The 18,465-nt window shown below is 72.4% G+C and carries 18 protein-coding genes; 6 read left to right on the plus strand and 12 right to left on the minus strand.

Features of this window, described 5'->3' with window-relative positions:
- Positions 1-122 precede the first annotated feature (122 nt).
- The gene (locus OG948_RS23010) at positions 123-260 is read left to right on the plus strand and encodes a hypothetical protein (protein WP_406298305.1); all 138 of its coding nucleotides are present in this window, start codon (positions 123-125) and stop codon (positions 258-260) included.
- Positions 261-328: 68 nt separating this feature from the next.
- On the opposite strand, the gene OG948_RS23015 is transcribed toward OG948_RS23010, so the two are convergent.
- The 3 genes from OG948_RS23015 to deoC are packed head-to-tail and all read right to left on the minus strand — an operon-like array spanning position 329 to position 3,616.
- Positions 329-1,207, minus strand: coding sequence for an aldehyde dehydrogenase family protein (locus OG948_RS23015; protein ID WP_406298306.1), 879 nt, complete (start codon positions 1,205-1,207; stop codon positions 329-331).
- Positions 1,200-2,636 carry an aldehyde dehydrogenase family protein gene (locus OG948_RS23020; RefSeq protein WP_406298307.1) on the minus strand — a complete coding sequence of 479 codons (1,437 nt, stop codon included), beginning with the start codon at positions 2,634-2,636 and terminating at the stop codon, positions 1,200-1,202. The genes OG948_RS23015 and OG948_RS23020 overlap by 8 nt, the downstream gene beginning before the upstream one ends.
- Before the next feature lie 5 nt (positions 2,637-2,641).
- A complete protein-coding gene (gene deoC, locus OG948_RS23025; protein WP_406300319.1) occupies positions 2,642-3,616 on the minus strand; it encodes a deoxyribose-phosphate aldolase in 975 nt (324 codons plus the stop codon).
- Positions 3,617-3,710: 94 nt separating this feature from the next.
- On the opposite strand from deoC, the gene OG948_RS23030 reads away from it, so the two are divergent.
- Positions 3,711-4,295: a PH domain-containing protein gene (locus OG948_RS23030; protein ID WP_406298308.1), complete on the plus strand. Its 585-nt coding sequence runs from the start codon at positions 3,711-3,713 to the stop codon at positions 4,293-4,295.
- Between the two features lie 88 nt (positions 4,296-4,383).
- On the opposite strand, the gene OG948_RS23035 is transcribed toward OG948_RS23030, so the two are convergent.
- From OG948_RS23035 to OG948_RS23050, 4 genes are all read right to left on the minus strand, one after another.
- Positions 4,384-4,716 carry a hypothetical protein gene (locus tag OG948_RS23035; protein ID WP_406298309.1) on the minus strand — a complete coding sequence of 111 codons (333 nt, stop codon included), beginning with the start codon at positions 4,714-4,716 and terminating at the stop codon, positions 4,384-4,386.
- A gap of 226 nt (positions 4,717-4,942) precedes the next feature.
- Complete coding sequence (locus OG948_RS23040; protein ID WP_406298310.1) at positions 4,943-6,637, minus strand: phospho-sugar mutase; 1,695 nt, start codon at positions 6,635-6,637, stop codon at positions 4,943-4,945.
- 52 nt (positions 6,638-6,689) lie between these two features.
- Complete coding sequence (locus tag OG948_RS23045) at positions 6,690-7,499, minus strand: purine-nucleoside phosphorylase (RefSeq protein WP_406298311.1); 810 nt, start codon at positions 7,497-7,499, stop codon at positions 6,690-6,692.
- A gap of 284 nt (positions 7,500-7,783) precedes the next feature.
- Complete coding sequence (locus OG948_RS23050; protein ID WP_395866415.1) at positions 7,784-8,224, minus strand: gamma-glutamylcyclotransferase; 441 nt, start codon at positions 8,222-8,224, stop codon at positions 7,784-7,786.
- 36 nt (positions 8,225-8,260) lie between these two features.
- On the opposite strand from OG948_RS23050, the gene OG948_RS23055 reads away from it, so the two are divergent.
- A complete protein-coding gene (locus OG948_RS23055) occupies positions 8,261-9,679 on the plus strand; it encodes an NAD(P)H-quinone dehydrogenase (RefSeq protein ID WP_406298312.1) in 1,419 nt (472 codons plus the stop codon).
- Positions 9,680-10,198: 519 nt separating this feature from the next.
- Positions 10,199-11,017: a DeoR/GlpR family DNA-binding transcription regulator gene (locus OG948_RS23060; RefSeq protein ID WP_020552647.1), complete on the plus strand. Its 819-nt coding sequence runs from the start codon at positions 10,199-10,201 to the stop codon at positions 11,015-11,017.
- Between the two features lie 21 nt (positions 11,018-11,038).
- On the opposite strand, the gene OG948_RS23065 is transcribed toward OG948_RS23060, so the two are convergent.
- From OG948_RS23065 to OG948_RS23075, 3 genes are all read right to left on the minus strand, one after another.
- Entirely contained in the window at positions 11,039-11,701 is a 663-nt protein-coding gene (locus tag OG948_RS23065; protein WP_406298313.1) for a hypothetical protein, read from the minus strand.
- Positions 11,702-11,926: 225 nt separating this feature from the next.
- Complete coding sequence (locus tag OG948_RS23070; RefSeq protein ID WP_406298314.1) at positions 11,927-13,696, minus strand: acetyl/propionyl/methylcrotonyl-CoA carboxylase subunit alpha; 1,770 nt, start codon at positions 13,694-13,696, stop codon at positions 11,927-11,929.
- A 214-nt stretch (positions 13,697-13,910) separates the two neighbouring features.
- A complete protein-coding gene (locus tag OG948_RS23075; protein WP_395866405.1) occupies positions 13,911-14,123 on the minus strand; it encodes a hypothetical protein in 213 nt (70 codons plus the stop codon).
- A 424-nt stretch (positions 14,124-14,547) separates the two neighbouring features.
- Between OG948_RS23075 and OG948_RS23080 the strand changes: the two genes are divergently transcribed.
- Entirely contained in the window at positions 14,548-15,078 is a 531-nt protein-coding gene (locus tag OG948_RS23080) for a hypothetical protein (protein ID WP_395866403.1), read from the plus strand.
- A gap of 63 nt (positions 15,079-15,141) precedes the next feature.
- Here OG948_RS23080 and OG948_RS23085 read toward each other — a convergent pair whose 3' ends face one another.
- Positions 15,142-15,960: a helix-turn-helix transcriptional regulator gene (locus tag OG948_RS23085; RefSeq protein WP_406298315.1), complete on the minus strand. Its 819-nt coding sequence runs from the start codon at positions 15,958-15,960 to the stop codon at positions 15,142-15,144.
- A 77-nt stretch (positions 15,961-16,037) separates the two neighbouring features.
- The gene (locus OG948_RS23090; protein ID WP_406298316.1) at positions 16,038-16,493 is read right to left on the minus strand and encodes a hypothetical protein; all 456 of its coding nucleotides are present in this window, start codon (positions 16,491-16,493) and stop codon (positions 16,038-16,040) included.
- Positions 16,494-16,740: 247 nt separating this feature from the next.
- On the opposite strand from OG948_RS23090, the gene OG948_RS23095 reads away from it, so the two are divergent.
- Positions 16,741-18,432 (plus strand): hypothetical protein, encoded by a 1,692-nt coding sequence (locus OG948_RS23095; RefSeq protein WP_406298317.1) that lies wholly within the window; start codon positions 16,741-16,743, stop codon positions 18,430-18,432.
- The last annotated feature ends 33 nt before the right edge of the window (positions 18,433-18,465 follow it).

Raw genomic sequence — 18,465 nt, forward strand, 5'->3', positions numbered from 1 at the left:
CCCTCACCCGCGTCGATGCCGCGTCAACAGGCCCGAGACGGTCGCCGCGCGCGGCTGGCGTCGAGTCTCGCAAGGCGGTTCGCCCGGCGACCGCACTTTCGCAACTCCGAGGATCTGATCGCATGTCCGCTCTGTTCGCCCTCTTCGCCGTCGTCGTGATCGCCCGCGTCCTGGCCACCTGGAAGCTCTCCACCCGGCGGCCCGCCGACACGAAGGGCCCGGCGACGCAGAGCCGCGCCGACCGCGTGCTCGCGGCCTGAAGACGCGAGGACCGTCACCCGCGTGGGTGACGGTCCTCGCGCTCTCGCCGCCCGGAGCGGTCCGGCGATCAGTGCCCGGTCGGGTGCCAGACCGTGCGGATCTCGGTGAACGCCAGCATCCGACCCGTGCCCGGGTCCGCCGACCAGTCCGGCTCCTTGGCCTCGGGGCGCAACACGCGCTTGAGGTTGTCCGCCGCCGCGATCTCCAGGTCGCGCGCCGACGCGACTCCCGCGTCCGGCGCCACGCCGGTCAGGTCGATCGCGTTGACGTCCTGGTGGGACGCGAGCGTCGGGGCGATCTCCGCCGGGTGCCCGGTCAGGATGTTGATCACCCCGCCCGGCAGGTCGGACACCGCGAGCACCTCGGCGAAGGACAACGCGGGCAGCGCCGAGGCGCCGGCCGCGAGCACGACGGCGGTGTTGCCGGTGGCGATCACCGGCGCGACCGCGCTCGTCAGGCCCAGCAGCGACGAGCGCTGCGAGGCGATCACCGCGACCACGCCGGTGGGTTCGGGGGTGGACCAGTTCGCGAACGGACCCGCGACCGGGTTGGCGCCGCCCGCGACCTGGGCGAGCTTGTCGGTCCACCCGGCGTACCAGACCCAGCGGTCCACGGCCGCGTCCACCGACGCGAGCGCCTTGGTCCGGCCGATGCCCTCGGCCGCGGCGACCTCGGTCGCGAACTGCTCGCGCCGACCCTCCAGCATCTCGGCGATCCGGTACAGGATCTGGCCCCGGTTGTAGGCGGTGGCGCCCGACCAGCCCGGGAATGCCTTGCGCGCCGCGACGACCGCGTCGCGGGCGTCCTTGCGGCTGCCGCGCGGCGCGTTCGCCAGGGTCCGGCCCTTGCTGTCGGTCACCGCGTACACCCGCCCGCTCTCGGACCGGGGGAACTTGCCCCCGACGTACAGCTTGTAGGTCTTCAACACCTCAAGGCGCTCAGACATCGAGGTAGGCCTCCAGCCCGTGGCGGCCACCCTCGCGGCCGAAGCCCGACTCCTTGAACCCGCCGAACGGCGAGGCCGGGTCGAACTTGTTGAACGTGTTGGTCCACACGACGCCCGCCCGCAACCGCTGCGCGGTCCACAGGGCCTTGGCGCCCTTCTCCGTCCACACGCCGGCGGACAGGCCGTACGCGGAGTTGTTCGCCTTCTCCACCGCCTCGGCCGGGGTACGGAAGGTCTGCACGGTGAGCACCGGGCCGAAGATCTCGTCCCGGGCGATCCGGTGCGCCTGCGTGACGCCGGTGAACACCGTCGGCGGGAACCAGAAGCCCTTGCCGGGCAGCTCGCCGGCCAAAGACCAGCGCTCGGCACCCTCGGCCTCGCCCGCCGCGACCAGTTCCTGGATCCGGGAGAGTTGCGCGGCCGAGTTGATCGCGCCGACGTCGGTGTTCTTGTCCAGCGGGTCGCCCACGCGCAGCGTCTTGATCCGCCGGGTCAGGCTCGCCAGCAGTTCCTCGGCCACCGACTCCTGCACCAGCAGCCGCGAGCCGGCGCAGCAGACCTGGCCGCCGTTGAAGAAGATGCCCTCGACGATGCCGTCCACGGCGGAGTCGATCGCGGCGTCGTCGTAGACGATGTTCGCGGCCTTGCCGCCGAGTTCGAGGGTGACCCGCTTGCGGGTGCCCGCGATGGTGCGGGCGATCTCCTTGCCCACGGCGGTCGAGCCGGTGAAGGCGACCTTGTCCACGTCCGGGTGAGCGATCAGTGCGCGACCGGTCTCGCCGGCGCCGGTGACGATGTTCAGCACACCGTCCGGCAGCCCGGCCTCGACGCAGATCTCGGCGAACCGCAGCGCGGTCAGCGGGGTGCTCTCGGCCGGCTTGAGCACCACGGTGTTGCCGCCCGCGAGGGCCGGCGCCACCTTCCAGGCCAGCATCAGCAGCGGGAAGTTCCACGGGATGACCTGACCGGCCACGCCGATCGGCTTCGGGTCGGACCCGAAGCCGGCGTGCGCGAGCTTGTCGGCCCACCCCGCGTAGTGGAAGAAGTGCGCCGCGACCAGCGGGATGTCCACGTCGCGCGACTCGCGGATCGGCTTGCCGTTGTCGATCGACTCCAGGACCGCGAGCTCGCGCCCGTGCTCCTGGATCAGCCGGGCGATCCGGAACAGGTACTTGGCCCGCTCCGCGCCGGGCAACGCCGACCACGACTTGAACGCCTTGCGCGCGGCCTTGACCGCGCGGTCCACGTCCGCCTCGCCGCCGACCGCGATCTCGGCCAGCACCTCCTCGGTCGCCGGGTTCACCGTCTTGAGCCGACCGCCGTCCGCCGCGTCGGCGAACTTTCCGTCGATGAACAGCCCGTACGCCGGGGCGATGTCGACGATCGCGCGCGACTCGGGCGCGGGCGCGTACTCGAATGGGTTGCCCATGGCTGTCAGTCCACCGTCACGTAGTCGGGGCCGGAGTAGCGGCCCGTGGCCAGCTTCTGGCGCTGCATCAGGAGGTCGTTGAGCAGGCTGGAGGCACCGAGCCGGAACCAGTCCGGGTCCAGCCAGTCCGAGCCCACCGTCTCGTTGACCAGCACGAGGTACTTCATCGCGTCCTTGGTGGTGCGGATCCCACCGGCCGGCTTGACGCCGACCTGCGTACCGGTGGCCTCGCGGAAGTCGCGGACCGCCTGGAGCATCACCAGCGTCACCGGCAGTGTCGCGTTGACCGCGACCTTGCCCGTGGACGTCTTGATGAAGTCGGCACCCGCGAGCATCGCGAGCCACGACGCGCGGCGGACGTTGTCGTACGTCGACAGTTCACCGGTCTCCAGGATGACCTTGAGGTGGGCGCTGCCCCCACCGGCGGCGGCGCTGCGGGCGCACGCCGCCTTGACCGCGACGATCTCGTCGAAGACGGCCCGGTAGCGACCGGACAGGAACGCGCCCCGGTCGATGACCATGTCGATCTCGTCGGCGCCGGCGGCCACCGCGTGGGCGACATCGGCCAGCTTCACGTCGAGTGCGGCGCGTCCGGAGGGGAACGCGGTCGCGACGGCCGCGACATGCACTCCGGAATCGCCGAGCGCGGCCTTGGCCTCGGCGACCAGGTCGCCGTAGACGCAGATCGCGGCGGGCCGGGGCGCGTCCGGTGCGCCCGGGTCCGGATGCAGCGCCTTCGCGCACAGGGCCCGGACCTTGCCCGGGGTGTCGGCACCTTCCAGTGTGGTCAGGTCGATCATCTTGATGGCGAGGTCGATCGCGGCGACCTTGGCCTCGTTCTTGATCGAGCGGGTGGCGAGCATTGCTGCCCGCGCTTCGGTCCCGACCCTGTCGACGCCGGGAAGCCCGTGCAGAAAGCGTCGAAGGGCCGCTTCGGACGAGGTGACCTCGGCCGGGTCGGCGAGAATTGCAGACGGCATGCTCACAAGACGAGCATATCTACTCGCGTAGCGTCGGGCCCAGTGGTCCGGTCGAGCCAAACCCGACCGGTCCCGTGCGGCACAATCACCGGTCATGAGCAGCGACGAGGACATCACCACGTATCGCTCCCGGCCGGCGATGGCCGTCGGGGTGCTTCTGATCGCCGCCGGGGTGTGGATGGTGATCGACACGCTGATCCGCGGCGAAGGCAGTACCAAGTGGCTCGCCGTCGCCGTCGTGGTCTTCTTCGCGGTCCTGGTGGTCGCGCTCACCCTGCGCTCGGCGGTGCTGGTCGGGCCGGAGCACCTGGTGATCCGCAACCCGTTCCGCACCATCGTGGTGCCCTGGGGCGCGGTGGAGCGGGTCCGGGCCGAGTACTCGATCGAGGTGCGCGCGGACGAGAAGTCGTTCCACATCTGGGCCATCCCGGTCTCGCTGCGCGAACGCAAGCGGGCGCTGCGCCAACAGGGCCGCTCGGCGGCGGAGGACCCGTACGGCCACGGCGCGCACGACCTGCCCCAACTCTCCCGCGCCGACCAGGTCGTGGACGACCTGCGCGGGATGAGCGAACAGTTCGCCGCCAAGTCCACCGGCCCGGTCCGAGTCCAGTGGTCGATGGAGATCCTCGGCGGCCTCGTGCTCTCGGGCGCGGCCTCGCTGGTGCTGGGCCTGATCTGATCCGATCGGGTCCGGGAGGACACGAACGCCGACCGAGCCCTGCGCGGGCCCGGTCGGCGAGTGGTGCGCGTCGGTCGTTCGGCCGCGTTCAACGACCCCGTCGGCGCAGTACGCGCGCGGCGCTGTAGAGCACGATCAGAGCGGCGGTGACGGCGAGCGCGGCGCCCGTGACCGGCTCGACCACCGCTCCGCCGAAGCCGCGTCCGGCGGCGAGATCGCCCGCCGAGGTGTCGAAGAGGGCGTCGGCGACGCCCGAGAACAGCGGATAGGCCGACACGAACGCGAGCACCGGCAGGATCAGCAGGCCGACGAAGGTCGCGAGCGCGGGGACGGAACGCCCGGCCTTCGCCCACTGCCAGACGTGCCGCGGCCGGATGCGCGGGGCAGTGTTCGGGGCGGGGAACTCGGACAGGGTGCTCATGGCGTCCTCTGGGAGCCGGGGGATCGACTGACCCCTCCACGATCCGCCGGCGACCGGTTCGGGCACATCCACCCGAAGGGCCGGCTCCGCCCCGTACCGCGGTACCACGCGCCCCCGGGTCCGTCCTCCGAACGGCTCGGCCTCGGGTCGTACGCGAGCGGGGCGGGACGGTCGATCGACCGTCCCGCCCCGCTCGCCCACCGGTCCGCGTCGGCCGGGAGGCGTCCTACATGCCCAGCGTCGCGGCCAGGTCCCGCTTCAGCCGCTCCAACGCCGCGTGCGCCGCCGCGCGGGCGCCGTCGACACCGACCTCGGCGATCCGCTTCGGGTCGACCACGACCTCCAGGTAGGCCTTGAGCTTGGGTTCGGTCCCGGAGGGACGCACCACGACGCGGCCCGCGAGCAGGTCCGCGCCGTCGCCGGCCAGCGTGTAGCGCAGGCCGTCGGTGGGCGGCAGGCCGTCGGCCGGCGGGTGCAACAGGTCCTCGGCACTCGTCACGGCCAGCTCTCCGAGCGTGCGTGGGGCCCGCTCGCGCAGCCCCCGCATCGCGTCCGCGATCGACTCGAGACGGTCCACCCGCACCGAGTACTGGTCGGTCGCGTACAGCCCGTACCGGGTCGCGACGGCGTCCAGCAGGTCGGGCAGCGTGCGGCCGTCCCGCTTGGCGCGGGCCGCGAGTTCGGCCAGCATCAGCGCGGCGGTGACGCCGTCCTTGTCGCACACCCCGACCGGGTCCACGCAGTAGCCCAGCGCCTCCTCGTACGCGAACGCCAGGTCGGGCACGCGGGCGAGCCACTTGAAGCCGGTCAGCGTCTCGGTGTGGGCGATGCCGTTCGCGCGCGCGATCGCGCCCAGCAGCGAGGAGGACACGATCGTGGTGGCCAGCACGCCGTCGGTGCCCCGGCGGGCCACCTCGTCGCCGAGCAGGGCGCCGACCTCGTCGCCGCGCAACATCCGCCAGCCGCCCGCGACCGCCGGGTCCGGTACCGCGACCGCGCACCGGTCGGCGTCCGGGTCGTTGGCGATCACCACGTCCGCGTCCTCGGCGAGCGCGGCGCGGAACGCGAGGTCCATCGCCCCGGGCTCCTCCGGGTTCGGGAAGGCCACGGTCGGGAAGTCCGGGTCCGGATCGGCTTGTTCGGGCACCGGTCGAACGTCGGCGAAGCCCGCGCGGTCGAACGCGCCGAGCATCACGGTGGTGCCCACGCCGTGCATCGCGGTGTGCACGATCCGCACGTCGCGCGGCCCGGCCGGGTCGACGACGGTCACGGCGCGGTCGAGGTAGGAGTCGATCAACGCCTCGCCGAGGGTCTCCCAGCCGTCCTCGGCCATCGGCACGTCGGCCAGGGAGCGGACCGCCGCGATGTGCCCGGCGATCTCCGCGTCGGCGGGCGGCACGATCTGCGACCCGTCGCCGAGGTAGACCTTGTAGCCGTTGTCGCGCGGCGGGTTGTGGCTCGCGGTGACCATCACCCCCGCGACGCAGCCCAGGTGCCGGATCGCGTAGGCCAGCACCGGTGTGGGCAGCGGGCGGGGCAGCAGCAGCGCGTGCAGCCCGGCCGCCTCCATGACGGCGGCGGTGTCCCGGGCGAACACGTCGGACTTGTGCCGTGCGTCGAACCCGATCACCACCGCGTTGCGGGTCGCGGCGGGCGCGGCGGTGTTGGTGACGTACGCGGTCTTGAGGTACGCGGCCAGACCCGCCGCCGCGCGGATCACCACCGCGCGGTTCATCCGGTTCGGCCCGGCGCCCAATTCGCCGCGCAGCCCCGCGGTGCCGAACTGGAGCAACCCGGCGAAACGATCCGCGAGGCCCTCCCGATCGTCCGCCTCGAGCAACGCCTCGAGTTCGGCCCGGGTGTCCGGGTCCGGGTCCTCGGCCAGCCAGGCGCGTGCGATCTCGATGACGTCGCTCAACACGGACTCCTCGGTGCGGAATGATCAAAGAGGACGGGAACGGTGCTGCGGGCGCTCAGATGCGCGGCAGCACCTGGGTCAGCAGTCGGCCCATGCGCTCGGCGGACGCGCGTCCGGCGGCCAGGACCTCTTCGTGGTTGAGCGGCTCGCCGGTCATGCCCGCGGCGAGGTTGGTGACCAGCGAGATGCCCAGGATCTCGGCGCCGGCCTCGCGCGCCGCGATCGCCTCGATGGTCGTGGACATGCCGACGAGGTGCCCGCCGATCGCGCGGACCATGCCGATCTCGGCCGGGGTCTCGTAGTGCGGGCCGGGGAACTGCACGTACACGCCCTCTTCGAGGTCGGGCTCGACCTCGCGACACAACGCGCGTAGCCGCGGCGAATAAAGGTCGGTCAGGTCGACGAAGTTGGCCCCGACGATGGGCGACGCGGCGGTCAGGTTGATGTGGTCGCTGATCAGCACCGGCTGACCGGGCACGAAGGACGGGCGCAGGCCGCCGCAGCCGTTGGTCAGTACGACGGCCTTGCAGCCGGCCGCGACCGCGGTGCGCACGCCGTGCGCGACGGCCGCGACGCCGTGCCCCTCGTAGAGGTGGGTGCGGCCGAGGAAGACCAGCGCGCGGCGGTCGCCGATGACCAGCGAGCGGACCGTGCCGGCGTGGCCCTCGACGGCGGGCGGCGGGAAGCCGGGCAGCTCGGTGACCGGGAACTCGTGCTCCGGGTCGCCCAGCATGTCGGCGGCGGGCACCCAGCCAGAGCCCATGACGAGCGCGATGTCGTGCGTCGCGGCACCGGTGAGCCGCTGAAGGCTTTCGGCGGCCTCGGCGGCGGCCGTGTACGGGTCGTGGCTATCCAATACGTTCACATCGATGAGCGTAAATGCTGCACCCGCAAAGGGCGCGGGCGGGGTCTATGCGCGTAGAAGACTGTGATACGACCGCAATGACAGCGGGGGTCGACTGGTGTGGGTTGGTGGCGATACGTCCGTTCAGACGATCGGGTCGGACCGGGATCGTGTCGCTCGCCACTCGGGGACGCGCGCGACCTCGACGCGGCGGGTGTGCACACCCGGGGTCGGCCGGCCGCGGGCCGCCTCCGGCCCGGTCGGCCGGCCGGTTCGGTCCTCGGGCCGGCCGGGTGCGCCGCGGGCTACGTGCAGGGGCGGTTGCGGAGTTCCTTGACGTAGTCGTCGGGGGCGCCGGCGGACTCGGCCGACTCGGCGACCATGCCGAGGTAGCGCGCCGAGGGCAGGCCGCCCTCGTAGTCGTTGAGCACGTACAGCCACGCGACCTGCTCGCCGAACAGGGACTCCACCCGGACCCGGACCTTGCGGTACAGGCCCAACGGCATGCCCTCCCACCGGTCGAGGTCGGGCTCGTCCATCTCGGCCAGGTCGTACAACGCGACGAATACCTGGGACAACTCGTCCTCGACGACCGTGGCCAGCGATCCGTCCCAGCCCAACTGCTCGCCGCCGAAGGTCAGCCGCCAGCCGGGCAGCCAACCGGTGTGGCGCAGAGGGGAGTGCGGGGCACGCCGAGCCATCTGCCGCGCGTCGAGGTTGCTTGCGTACGCGGCGTAGAGGGGCATGGCCGCAGCCTACGCGACGCGCGGTCATGGGAGAGAATGACACCCGTGACTCGGATTGTGATCGTAGGCGGAGGACCCGGCGGGTACGAGGCGGCTTTGGTCGCGGCACAGCTCGGAGCCGAGGTGACGGTGGTAGAGCGCGAAGGGGTGGGTGGTGCGGCGGTACTGACGGACTGTGTCCCGTCCAAGACCCTGATCGCCACGGCCGAGGTCATGACGAACTTCGCCGACTCGCACCACGAGCTCGGCATCTACGTCGACGACGGCACGCCGGGCACGCTGGATCGCCCGATCGTGGGCGTGGACCTGGGCGTGGTCAACCGACGCGTGCTGCAACTGGCCAAGGCCCAGTCCAACGACATCGCGCAGAGTGTCACCCGCGCCGGCGTGCGGGTGCTGCGCGGCACCGCCCGGCTGGACGGGCCGCGCCGCGTGGTGGCCGACCTCGCCGACGGCTCCGAGCGCACGCTCGACGCGGACGCGATCCTGATCTCCACCGGCGCCCACCCGCGCGAGATCCCGGGCGCGGAGCCGGACGGCGAGCGGATCCTGAACTGGAAGCAGATGTACGGCCTGTCCGAGCTGCCGCGCGAGCTGATCGTGGTCGGCTCCGGGGTCACCGGCGCCGAGTTCGCCGGTGCGTACCAGGCACTCGGCTCCAAGGTGACCCTGGTCTCCAGTCGCGACCGGGTGCTCCCGGGCGAGGACCCGGACGCGGCCGAGGTGCTCGAAGGCGTCTTCCGGCGGCGCGGGATGCGGGTCATGTCGCGCTCGCGCGCGGAGAGCGTCAAGCGGGACGGGGACAGCGTCATCGTCACCCTGACCGACGGTCAGATCGTCGAGGGCAGCCACTGCCTGGTCGCGGTCGGCGCGATCCCCAACACCGCGGGCATCGGACTGGAGGAGGCCGGCGTCTTCCTCAAGGACACCGGACACGTGCGGGTGGACCGGGTCTCGCGCACCACCGCGAACGGGGTGTACTCGGCGGGCGACTGCACCGGCGTGTTCGCGCTCGCGTCGGTGGCGGCGATGCAGGGCCGGATCGCGATGTACCACATGCTCGGCGACGCGGTGGCCCCGCTGAACCTCAAGGCAGTGTCCTCGAACGTGTTCACCGACCCCGAGATCGCCACGGTCGGATATACCCAGGCCGCGATCGACGCGGGCGAGATCGACGCGCGCGGCGTCAAGCTGCCGCTGTCGCGCAACCCGCGGGCCAAGATGCAGGGCATTCACGACGGCTTCGTGAAGCTGTTCTGTCGGCCGGGCACCGGCATCGTGGTCGGTGGTGTGATCGTGGCGCCGCGCGCGAGCGAGTTGATCCACACCGTCGCCCTCGCGGTGGACCTGCACCTGACGGTCGACCAGATCGCCAGCGGATTCACCGTCTACCCCTCGCTTTCGGGTTCGATCGCGGAAGCCGCCCGGCAATTGCACCGGCGCGAGCGTTCCTGACCCGGGGCCGAATCGGCCGGGTCGAATCCGCCGGGTGGATCCCGGGGTGTCGGGTCGATCCTTATCGGCGCGGGACACCCCGGGCGGCCCCGATGTCAAGATCATCGCAGCCCGGGCCGGGTGGCTCCGGCGCGCGGGGGGCGCGCGTAATTCGGATTCCGCGCCCCTGTGCACTCCACTTACGGGTGGCTTTTCTCGAACATCCGCTGTCCTTCGGGGCCGCCGCGCATACTCGAATCGGACCGGGTGTGATCGCCTCCTCGCGGTGTGTTCGGCGTCCGTCGAGTCCGGCTGACGCGGAATCAAAATCTGTGTACAGCAGTGCTATCCGCTTCCCGGTGAGCAGCGTTATGGTTGGCCCTCGCGAACGCTGCGGCTTCGCTGCGCCCGGAAACCGAAGCGGTCTTATCACTTTGATGAACAAGTTCGGGTAAGAGTCGCAAGCGGCTGATAAGAGCCGGTCGTTCGCGTTACCTTCGTCACGTGTTCGCAGCAGAGCGTCGTCAACTGATTCTTGAAATGGTGCGGGCCAACGGAGCGGTGTCCCTTCGGGAACTCGCCCGGGTGGTCCAGACGTCCGAGGTGACGGTTCGGCGGGACGTGCGGGCCCTGGAAGCCGAAGGGCTGCTCGACCGTCGGCACGGTGGAGCGGTACTGCCCGGTGGGCTGTCCCGTGAGCCGAGCTATTCGCAGAAGACCCACCTCGCGGCGGCGGAGAAGGCGGCCATGGCCGACCTCGCGGTCTCCCTCGTCGACGAGGGGGACGCGATCGTCGTGGGCGCCGGCACCACCACGCAGGAGCTGGCCCGCAGGCTGGCCCGGATCCCGGGCCTGACCGTGGTCACCAACTCCCTTCTCGTCGCGCAGGTCCTCGCCCACGCCAATCGGGTCGAGGTCGTGATGACCGGCGGCACGCTGCGCGGGTCGTCCTACGCGCTGGTGGGCAGCGGAGCCGAACAGGCCCTCGCGGGTCTGCGCGTGCGCCGCGCGTTCGTGTCCGGCAACGGGCTCACCGCCGAGCGTGGCCTGTCCACCCCCAACATGCTGTCCGCGAGTGTGGACCGCGCCCTGATCCAGGCCGCCCACGAGGTCGTCGTCATGGTCGACCACACCAAGATCGGTGTGGACACCATGTTCCAGACGGTGGCCCCCGAGCGGATCACCCACCTCGTCACCGACGAGGACGCTCCCGGTCCGGAGAGCGAGGCCCTGGCCGAGCTGGGCGCACAGGTGCACATCGCCCCCCTTCCGCAGCGAGCCGTCCCCGGCGCCCGTGCGGAGTTCAACGGGGAGCGGATGCGCGACATGCGCGTCCCGGGGGTGATGCCCGACCAGTGAGCAGGACCTTGCCGCCAGGTGTCACCCGCCGACCGCCCGGCGCCCCCCGGGCAACGCGCGCCGCACCTGTTCGACCAGGTCCCCGCCGAAGGCACCGAACCCCGTCGCCGACCACACGCTCCGCTCCGCCGGGACCTCGTAGTAGGGCAGGTACGCCCCGTCGGCGACCCGCGCGGTGAGGATGTCCGGCATCGTGCGCTCGCTTCCGGCGACCGGACACGGCCGGCACGCCGGTACCGGCGCGGCCGGTCCTCGCATCGCCCACCGCATCGTGGCGTGCGCGGCGCCGTGCAACGGATCGAACGGACACACCGACACCTCGAACCGACGATCCGGGCCGACCTCGTCCACGGAATCGGCCGCCGCGGCCACTTCCAGCGCCCGGACTCCGTGCCACACCAATACCCACGCGCCCGCGAGATCGGGGAGATCGGGGAGATCGGGGAGATCGTCGGCGTCCCGCAGCACCCACGAAGCCGCCTCGCCCGCGTCCAGGGCCCGCAGTTGTGCCGCCAACGCGGCCGGCCGCTCGGCCGGTACGAGCGCCTGCGTGCGCCGGGTCGACTCGGCGAGTCGTTCGATCACGTCTTCGCGCGGCCACGCGACCGACTCGGACCGTGCCCGCTCGAGCAACTCGGGCGGGACCGAGAAGACGGCCGGTTCACCCGACGCGGTGGCGCGCAAGGGCGGATGCGACGACCGGGCGCCACGTCGACGATCGGACCACCGCACGCCCAGGGCGGCTCCGGCGCCGCCGGCCGCGATGGCGGTGGCGATCGGGAACCAGTGGTCCGAGCCGAACCCCCTCCGACGCTCGCATGGACGATCGCCCCCGCGCCGACGTGTCGGGCGGGGGCGATCGTGGCGTGCGTCGGGATCGTGGCTGATCCCGGTGGGTGTGCGCCCGGGTCAGTCCTTGATCTCGCAGAGCACCGCGCCGGACGTGACCGTCGCGCCGACCTCGGCGACCAGGCCCTTGATCGTGCCGGACCGGTGGGCGTTGAGCGGCTGCTCCATCTTCATCGCCTCGAGGACCACGATCAGCTCGCCCTCGGCGACCTCCTGGCCCTCCTCGACCGCGACCTTGACGATGGTGCCCTGCATCGGGCTGGCCAGCGAGTCGCCGCTCGCCGCGGCGCCGGCCTTCTTGCCGCCGCCGCGCTTGGGCGCCTTCTTCCCGGCGGCCGGGACCGCCGCGCCGGACGCGCCGAGGCCCGCCGGAAGGGTGACCTCGAACCGCCGACCGTTGACCTCGACCACGACGGTCTCGCGCTCGCCGGCCTCGTCGGCCCCGTCCGCGCCGCCGCCGAACGGGGCGATCGTGTTCTCGAACTCGGTCTCGATCCACCGGGTGTGCACCGTGAACGCGTCGGTCGAACCGTCGAGCTCGGGCGCGAACGCCGGGTCCACCACCACCTCGCGGTGGAAGGTGAGCGCGGTCGCCATGCCGTCCACGACGAACTCGTCCAGCGCGCGCTTGGCCCGCTGGAGCGCCTGCTCGCGGTCGCGGCCGGTGATGATCAGCTTCGCCAGCAGCGAGTCCCACGCCGGGCCGATCACCGAGCCCTGCTCGACGCCCGAGTCCAGGCGTACGCCCGGACCGGACGGCGGCAGCCACGTGGTGACCTCGCCGGGGGCGGGCAGGAAGCCGCGCCCCGGGTCCTCGCCGTTGATCCGGAACTCGAACGCGTGCCCGCGCAGCGGCGGGTCGTCGTAGCCGAGCACCTCGCCGTCGGCGATCCGGAACATCTCACGCACCAGGTCGATGCCGGTGACCTCTTCGGTGACCGGGTGCTCGACCTGGAGGCGGGTGTTGACCTCCAGGAAGGAGATGGTGCCGTCCTGGCCGACCAGGAACTCGCAGGTCCCGGCGCCGACGTAGCCGGCCTCCTTGAGGATGGCCTTGGACGCGCGGTACAGCTCGGCGTTCTGCTCGTCGGACAGGAACGGCGCGGGCGCCTCCTCGACGAGCTTCTGGTGCCGGCGCTGGAGCGAGCAGTCGCGGGTGGACACGACCACCACGTTGCCGTGGGTGTCGGCCAGGCACTGCGTCTCCACGTGCCGCGGCTTGTCCAGGTAGCGCTCGACGAAGCACTCGCCGCGGCCGAACGCGGCCACCGCCTCGCGCACCGCCGAGTCGTACAACTCGGGGACCTCTTCGAGGGTGCGAGCCACCTTGAGGCCGCGCCCGCCACCGCCGAAGGCGGCCTTGATGGCGATCGGCAGGCCGTTGGCCCTGGCGAACTCCACCACTTCCTCGGCACCCGAGACCGGGTCCGGGGTGCCGGCGACCAGGGGCGCGCCGGCCCGCTGGGCGATGTGTCGGGCGGCCACCTTGTCACCGAGGTCGCGGATCGCCTGCGGCGGCGGTCCGATCCAGGTGAGGCCGGCGTCCAGCACGGCCTGGGCGAATTCCGCGTTCTCCGACAGGAACCCGTATCCGGGGTGGATGGCGTCCGCGCCCGAGTCCTGGGCGGCCCGCAATACCTTGGCCACGTCCAGGTAACTCTCGGCCGGAGTGTTCCCGCCGAGCGCGTGGGCCTCGTCGGCCACCCGCACGTGCAGAGCATCCCGGTCCGGCTCGGCGTAGACGGCCACACTGGCGATACCGGCATCCCGGCATGCTCGGGCGACGCGGACCGCGATTTCCCCACGGTTGGCGATGAGTACCTTGCGCACGATCTGGCTCCCTCCTCAACTGCGGAGAGTCTAGGGATTCGGAGGCGGGCACCCTCGGCCGCCCCACCTCGTCATGGGTACGGCTACCCGCCACGTTCATGGCCATCGGTGGAGCTGCCGGCCACGTTGCCGGTGGGGTCAACGTACTCCGGACGAGGTCGGCGCCGACGCTCGGGTACGGCTGTAACGTGTTTCAGTTTATTGTCGGGTCCGGTCAGCCGCCCAGGCAATCGCCGCCGGACGCGTGTCCGAGCAGTCCGCTTTCGGGTACGTTCGCCCCGGCCATCTTCCCGCAGTGCTTGCAGGCCTTGGCCCACGGATTGCCGGTCGGTCCGTCGGGCCCGTACTGATACACCCACTCGTGGTCGTCGTGACCCTCGGCACACATGTCCCACGCGTTGCCCGGTTCCCGCACGTCTCGCGTCATTCGCCCTCTCCTCGCGTCTGTCGTGCGCAGGCTACGAGCGCGCACGGGCGACGGAGGCCGAAACGCGCGAATCGCCCGGCGGCGGGCCGGGGGTGGAGCAGGGGTGGGGCGCGCGGCAGGCCCGACGCCTGGCGCGGTTCGTGGGCCGGAGTGGCGCGCGCGGATCGCCTGGCGCGGGGGCGGTGGGACGTGCGGCTCGTCGGGAGCGGGTCGCGGCGGGGGCTGCGGATGGGGGCCGGACGTGGCCGAGACGTCCGGCGGACGGGCAAGGTGTCGGTCGCGCTCGTGCGCGACTCGGGCGGGGGTGCGGGTGTGGGTCGGCTGCTCGACCGGGGGGTATTCGGGCCGTGGTGTTTCCCCTGGGCGGGGCCGGCTGCCACGATGTGAGCGTCTACGGCATCCCATGCCTGGGCAGGAGGTACTGGTGGCAGAGGTGTTCTTGCGCCGGCTGACCCGTTGGCAGGCCGACCAACAGCGGGAATCCGTCGCGGATACGTACGTCAAGAGCTACGGCGAGGATCCGCCGGGCCGCCCCGATTTCCTGCGGCGCTATGCCGAGCACATCCAGCAGCCGGGGTTCGAGATGGTGGTCGCGAACGGTGCCGGCGCGGCCGGTTGCACGTACGGCTTCCCGCCTCGACGGGCGAGTGGCTGGTGGACCGGCTTTCACGGCGATCTGCCCGAGGACGTGGCCGAACTGGCCTCGGCCGGAAAGGTGTTCGTGATCGTCGACCTGATGGTCGTGCCACAGCACCGGCGGCAGGGGCTGGCCGGCCGGATGCGGGAGAGGCTGCTCGCGGGCACCGACGCGAAGTTCGCCGCGGTCCGGGTGCACCGGGACAACCACGCCGCGCTCGCCGCGTTCCGCTCCTGGGACTGGGCCCGGCTGGGCGAGTGGCAACCCGACCCGGCGACCGAGCCCGCCGAGGTGTGGGGGTACCGGATCCGCGCCTGAACCCGGGGCTCCGGTGCGTGCCGCCGCGGTCGGTCGCCGTAAGAGGGTCCGCGCCGCCCGCGGTCAGTCGCCGTGCAACTCGCGCAGGATCTGCCCGGTGCGCTTGTCCGCGGGATAGAACGACTCGATCGAGATCTCGGCCACGGTGATGTCGACCGCGGTGCCGAACGTGGCCACGGTGCTGACGAAGGACAACACCTCCCCGCCGAACCGGATGCCCAGCGGGATCGCCGGCGCACCGGGACCGGCCGCGTTCGGCGGCTCGCCGCCCGGGTAGCCGCTCACCTCGTCGTACAGCGCCCGGACCAGCGGGTCCGCGGTGATCGCGGCCTGCCGACGCAGCCGGTGCAGCAGGTGCGCGCGCCACTGCGCGAGGTTGACGATCCGCGGCGCCATGCCCTCCGGGTGCAGGCTCACCCGGTAGGCGTTCAGCGGGTCGGTGAGCAACTCGGGGGCGACGCCCTCGGTGAACAGCGCGATGCTCGGCGTCGCGTCGACGATGTTCCACGCCCGGTCCACGATCACCGCCGGGAACGGGCCGTGCCCGACCAGGATCTGGCGCATCGCGGCCATCACCGCGTCCAGCTCCGGCGCGTCCAGGCGGCTCTCGTTGTACACCGGCGCGTGGCCCGCCGCCTGCAACATGCGATTGCGTTCGCGCAGCGGGACCTCCAGGTATTCGGCCAGCCGCAGCACCATGTCCCGGCTGGGCACCGCGCGACCGGTCTCGATGAAGCTCAGGTGCCGGGTGGACACCTCGACCTCCACGGACAACTCCAACTGGCTCAACCGCCGGTGTTGCCGCCAGTGGCGGATCAGCTCGCCGCTCGACCGCCGGCCGGCGGGCCGCTCGGTGACGACGCTTGCGCTTCCCGAACTCATGGCACCAGACCGTACGCGGTGTTCCACGATCTCGGCGCGGTGTGTCCGGAACGGTCCGCCGGCTCCTCTGCGTACGGTCATCGCACGGACTTGCGTGCCTTGCGCAGGGCGAACATCTGGAGGTCGGCGAAGCCGAGCACCGCGATCGCCTGGAGCACGATCAACGTGGTGCCCAGACCGGTCGGGTCCATCCAGCCCGCGACGGCCGTCAGCACGCTGTCCGCGAACCACAGCAGGTTGAGTCCGATCACCACGCGCACCGCGGTGCGATGCGGCGTGGCGCGCGTGGCCACCCGCCAGACGCCGAGCGCGTACAGCACCAGGAAGGCGCCGAGCCCGGCCAGGAAGGCGGTGGACAGGCCGAGCGCGCCGTCGAAGGCGGCGCAGCCGACCAGCGCGGCCAGGCCCACCGCGCCGGTGGCGATCGCGTCGAGCCGAAGTGCGATCCGCAACAGGCCGGTGTCGCCGCGGACGGAGCCGTCCTCGCCGGAATCGGCGGCCGCGAGTGTGGAGTGCAGGGACTGGGCGCTCATGGGATCCTCCAGGGTCGATTGCCGACATCGACGACTGTGCTGGAGACCGGGTAGGGCGGTCGATTCCCTCCGAGGTAATGTCCGGCGATCGACGGGCCCGCGCGGGGGCCGGCGCACGGACGTTCCGAGGGATGGTCGAGGGACTTCCGGCGAATCCGAAACAGGCGGGTCCGCGTCTCCCGCTTCGGGAGCGGACGAGCGTCGTCCTTCCCTAAGCTGCGTGTAAATCGACCCGGGGGAGACGGCCATGGCCGGCGGAGTGGTACGCAAGGCCTACGAGGCCGGCGCCGGATTCGCGGAGGGCCGCGCGCGGCGCCCCGAACCGGTGGGCCGGCTGTCCCTGGAGTGGGTGCCCGGGGTGCTGCTGGTCGTGCTCGGCACGGCCGCCGCCCTGGTACTGCTCCGGGCCGGCATCGACCCGTCCGCACCGGCCCCGGCCGTCGCGGACCCGGACACGTACGGATCGGCGCCGGCGCCGGTGAGCCCGGGCGCCGGCGACTGGTCGGTGTGGGACCTGATCGCGGTGTTGTTGCCGTGGGCGGTGCCGTTGGTGATCGGCGGGGTCGGGCTCACCGACAGCGTGTTCACCCACCGCCGCGGCGCGGTCGGCGGCGTGCTGGTGATCGGCCTGGCCGGTGCCGCGCTGACCACCGCGCTCGACCCGATCGCCACGCACTACGACGGCTCGGGCGACGCGCGCTGGCTCGGCTTCGTGTACCTGTTGCGGTTCGGCTTCGCCGTCCAGGTGCTGGTCGGCGTGGTGTTGTGGATCCACCTGGCGGTGCCCCGGCACCAGGCGCCGTTGAACGCCGCGTTCGCGGCGACGCTCGCGGCGGGTGTGCCGCTGCTGTTCGTGCTCGGCGGGCGGGACGTGCTCGACCCGATGTGGGAGTCCGGTGCCGGTCTACAGACCTGGCTGCCGCTCGCCGCGTTCGGCTACCTGCTGATCCTGCTGCCCACCGGTCGGGTCCTGGTGCCGCCGGGGCGCGGCTGGCAGGAGTCCCAAGCGGGCGCCTTCGGCGGGGTGTTCCTGCTCGGGCTGGCCGGCGTCGGGGTGTCCGCCGCGACCGTCGTGATGGGCGACGACAAGCCCCGCGTGCTCGGTCTGTGGCCGATCGTGGCGCTGGCCGGCTGCCTGGTCGCCGCGCTGCTGACCTACCGGGTGGACGGGATCCGCTCGGTGGCGGGCGCGCTGCTGGCGATGGCGGTCGGGCTGGCCGCGTTCCCGGCCGCGCTGTTCGCCTGGGACCGCACCGAGGGCAACCCGGGCCTGGGCCTGGACGGGCCGGGCGAATACGTGCCGTGGCTGCTCGGTCTCGCCGTCGCGGGCATCGTGGGTGCGGTCGCGGCCCGCATGCTGGGGTCGTACGCGATCGGCCTGGCCGCACTCGCCCTGGTCCTGGCCGAGTTCATCGGTCCGGCGGCCGGCTCCGGGCATCAGCTCGCGGTGCGCTGCGCGGGCGCGGCGGCGATCGGTGTGGTGGTCGGCGGGCTGCGCCCGGAGGCCGCGATCGCGGGGTTCGGGCTGGGCGCGGCGTGCGGACCGGTGTGGCCGGAGCTGCAGGCCGCGTCGGCGGACTACGAGTGGGTGGAGTGGCTGACCAGGAAGCCCGGCGGCGTACCGCTGCCGCTGCTCGTACTCGCGGCGATCGCGCTGCCGTTGGCGGTCCTGGCCGGGATGCGCGGCACGCCCACGCCGCCCCCGCGATCCGGTCCCGGGCGCGGGCGCGGGCCCGGATCCGGCCCGGTCGGCGCCCCGGTGCCCGGTGGCGGTCCGTGGGCCCCGAACGCCTACGCCGAACCCGCCCCGCAGCCCTATCTGCCGCAGCAGCCCAACGCCGGCTCGTACCAACCGCAACCGCCGTCGTCCGGGCTGCCCAACCTGGGCCCCGGCCCGGTCCGCCGGGACCTGAACCGGCCGGACGGATCCGGCTCCTGAGGACACGTCAGCGCCCGGGGCGGGAGCGCCCCG

Origin of the sequence: Embleya sp. NBC_00888 (genome assembly GCF_045207655.1) — a bacterium.
Taxonomy (GTDB): Bacteria; Actinomycetota; Actinomycetes; order Streptomycetales; family Streptomycetaceae; genus Embleya.

What these genes read in the sequence shown, in the direction of transcription:
- OG948_RS23010 (WP_406298305.1), top strand. Translation starts at nt 123, where the DNA reads ATGTCCGCTCTGTTCGCCCTCTTCGCCGTCGTCGTGATCGCCCGCGTC.
- OG948_RS23015 (WP_406298306.1), bottom strand. Translation starts at nt 1,207, where the DNA reads ATGTCTGAGCGCCTTGAGGTGTTGAAGACCTACAAGCTGTACGTCGGG.
- OG948_RS23060 (WP_020552647.1), top strand. Translation starts at nt 10,199, where the DNA reads ATGGTGCGGGCCAACGGAGCGGTGTCCCTTCGGGAACTCGCCCGGGTG.
- OG948_RS23090 (WP_406298316.1), bottom strand. Translation starts at nt 16,493, where the DNA reads ATGAGCGCCCAGTCCCTGCACTCCACACTCGCGGCCGCCGATTCCGGC.
- OG948_RS23075 (WP_395866405.1), bottom strand. Translation starts at nt 14,123, where the DNA reads ATGACGCGAGACGTGCGGGAACCGGGCAACGCGTGGGACATGTGTGCC.
- OG948_RS23020 (WP_406298307.1), bottom strand. Translation starts at nt 2,636, where the DNA reads ATGGGCAACCCATTCGAGTACGCGCCCGCGCCCGAGTCGCGCGCGATC.
- OG948_RS23095 (WP_406298317.1), top strand. Translation starts at nt 16,741, where the DNA reads ATGGCCGGCGGAGTGGTACGCAAGGCCTACGAGGCCGGCGCCGGATTC.
- OG948_RS23050 (WP_395866415.1), bottom strand. Translation starts at nt 8,224, where the DNA reads ATGCCCCTCTACGCCGCGTACGCAAGCAACCTCGACGCGCGGCAGATG.
- OG948_RS23055 (WP_406298312.1), top strand. Translation starts at nt 8,261, where the DNA reads ATGACACCCGTGACTCGGATTGTGATCGTAGGCGGAGGACCCGGCGGG.
- deoC (WP_406300319.1), bottom strand. Translation starts at nt 3,616, where the DNA reads ATGCCGTCTGCAATTCTCGCCGACCCGGCCGAGGTCACCTCGTCCGAA.
- OG948_RS23035 (WP_406298309.1), bottom strand. Translation starts at nt 4,716, where the DNA reads ATGAGCACCCTGTCCGAGTTCCCCGCCCCGAACACTGCCCCGCGCATC.
- OG948_RS23085 (WP_406298315.1), bottom strand. Translation starts at nt 15,960, where the DNA reads ATGAGTTCGGGAAGCGCAAGCGTCGTCACCGAGCGGCCCGCCGGCCGG.
- OG948_RS23030 (WP_406298308.1), top strand. Translation starts at nt 3,711, where the DNA reads ATGAGCAGCGACGAGGACATCACCACGTATCGCTCCCGGCCGGCGATG.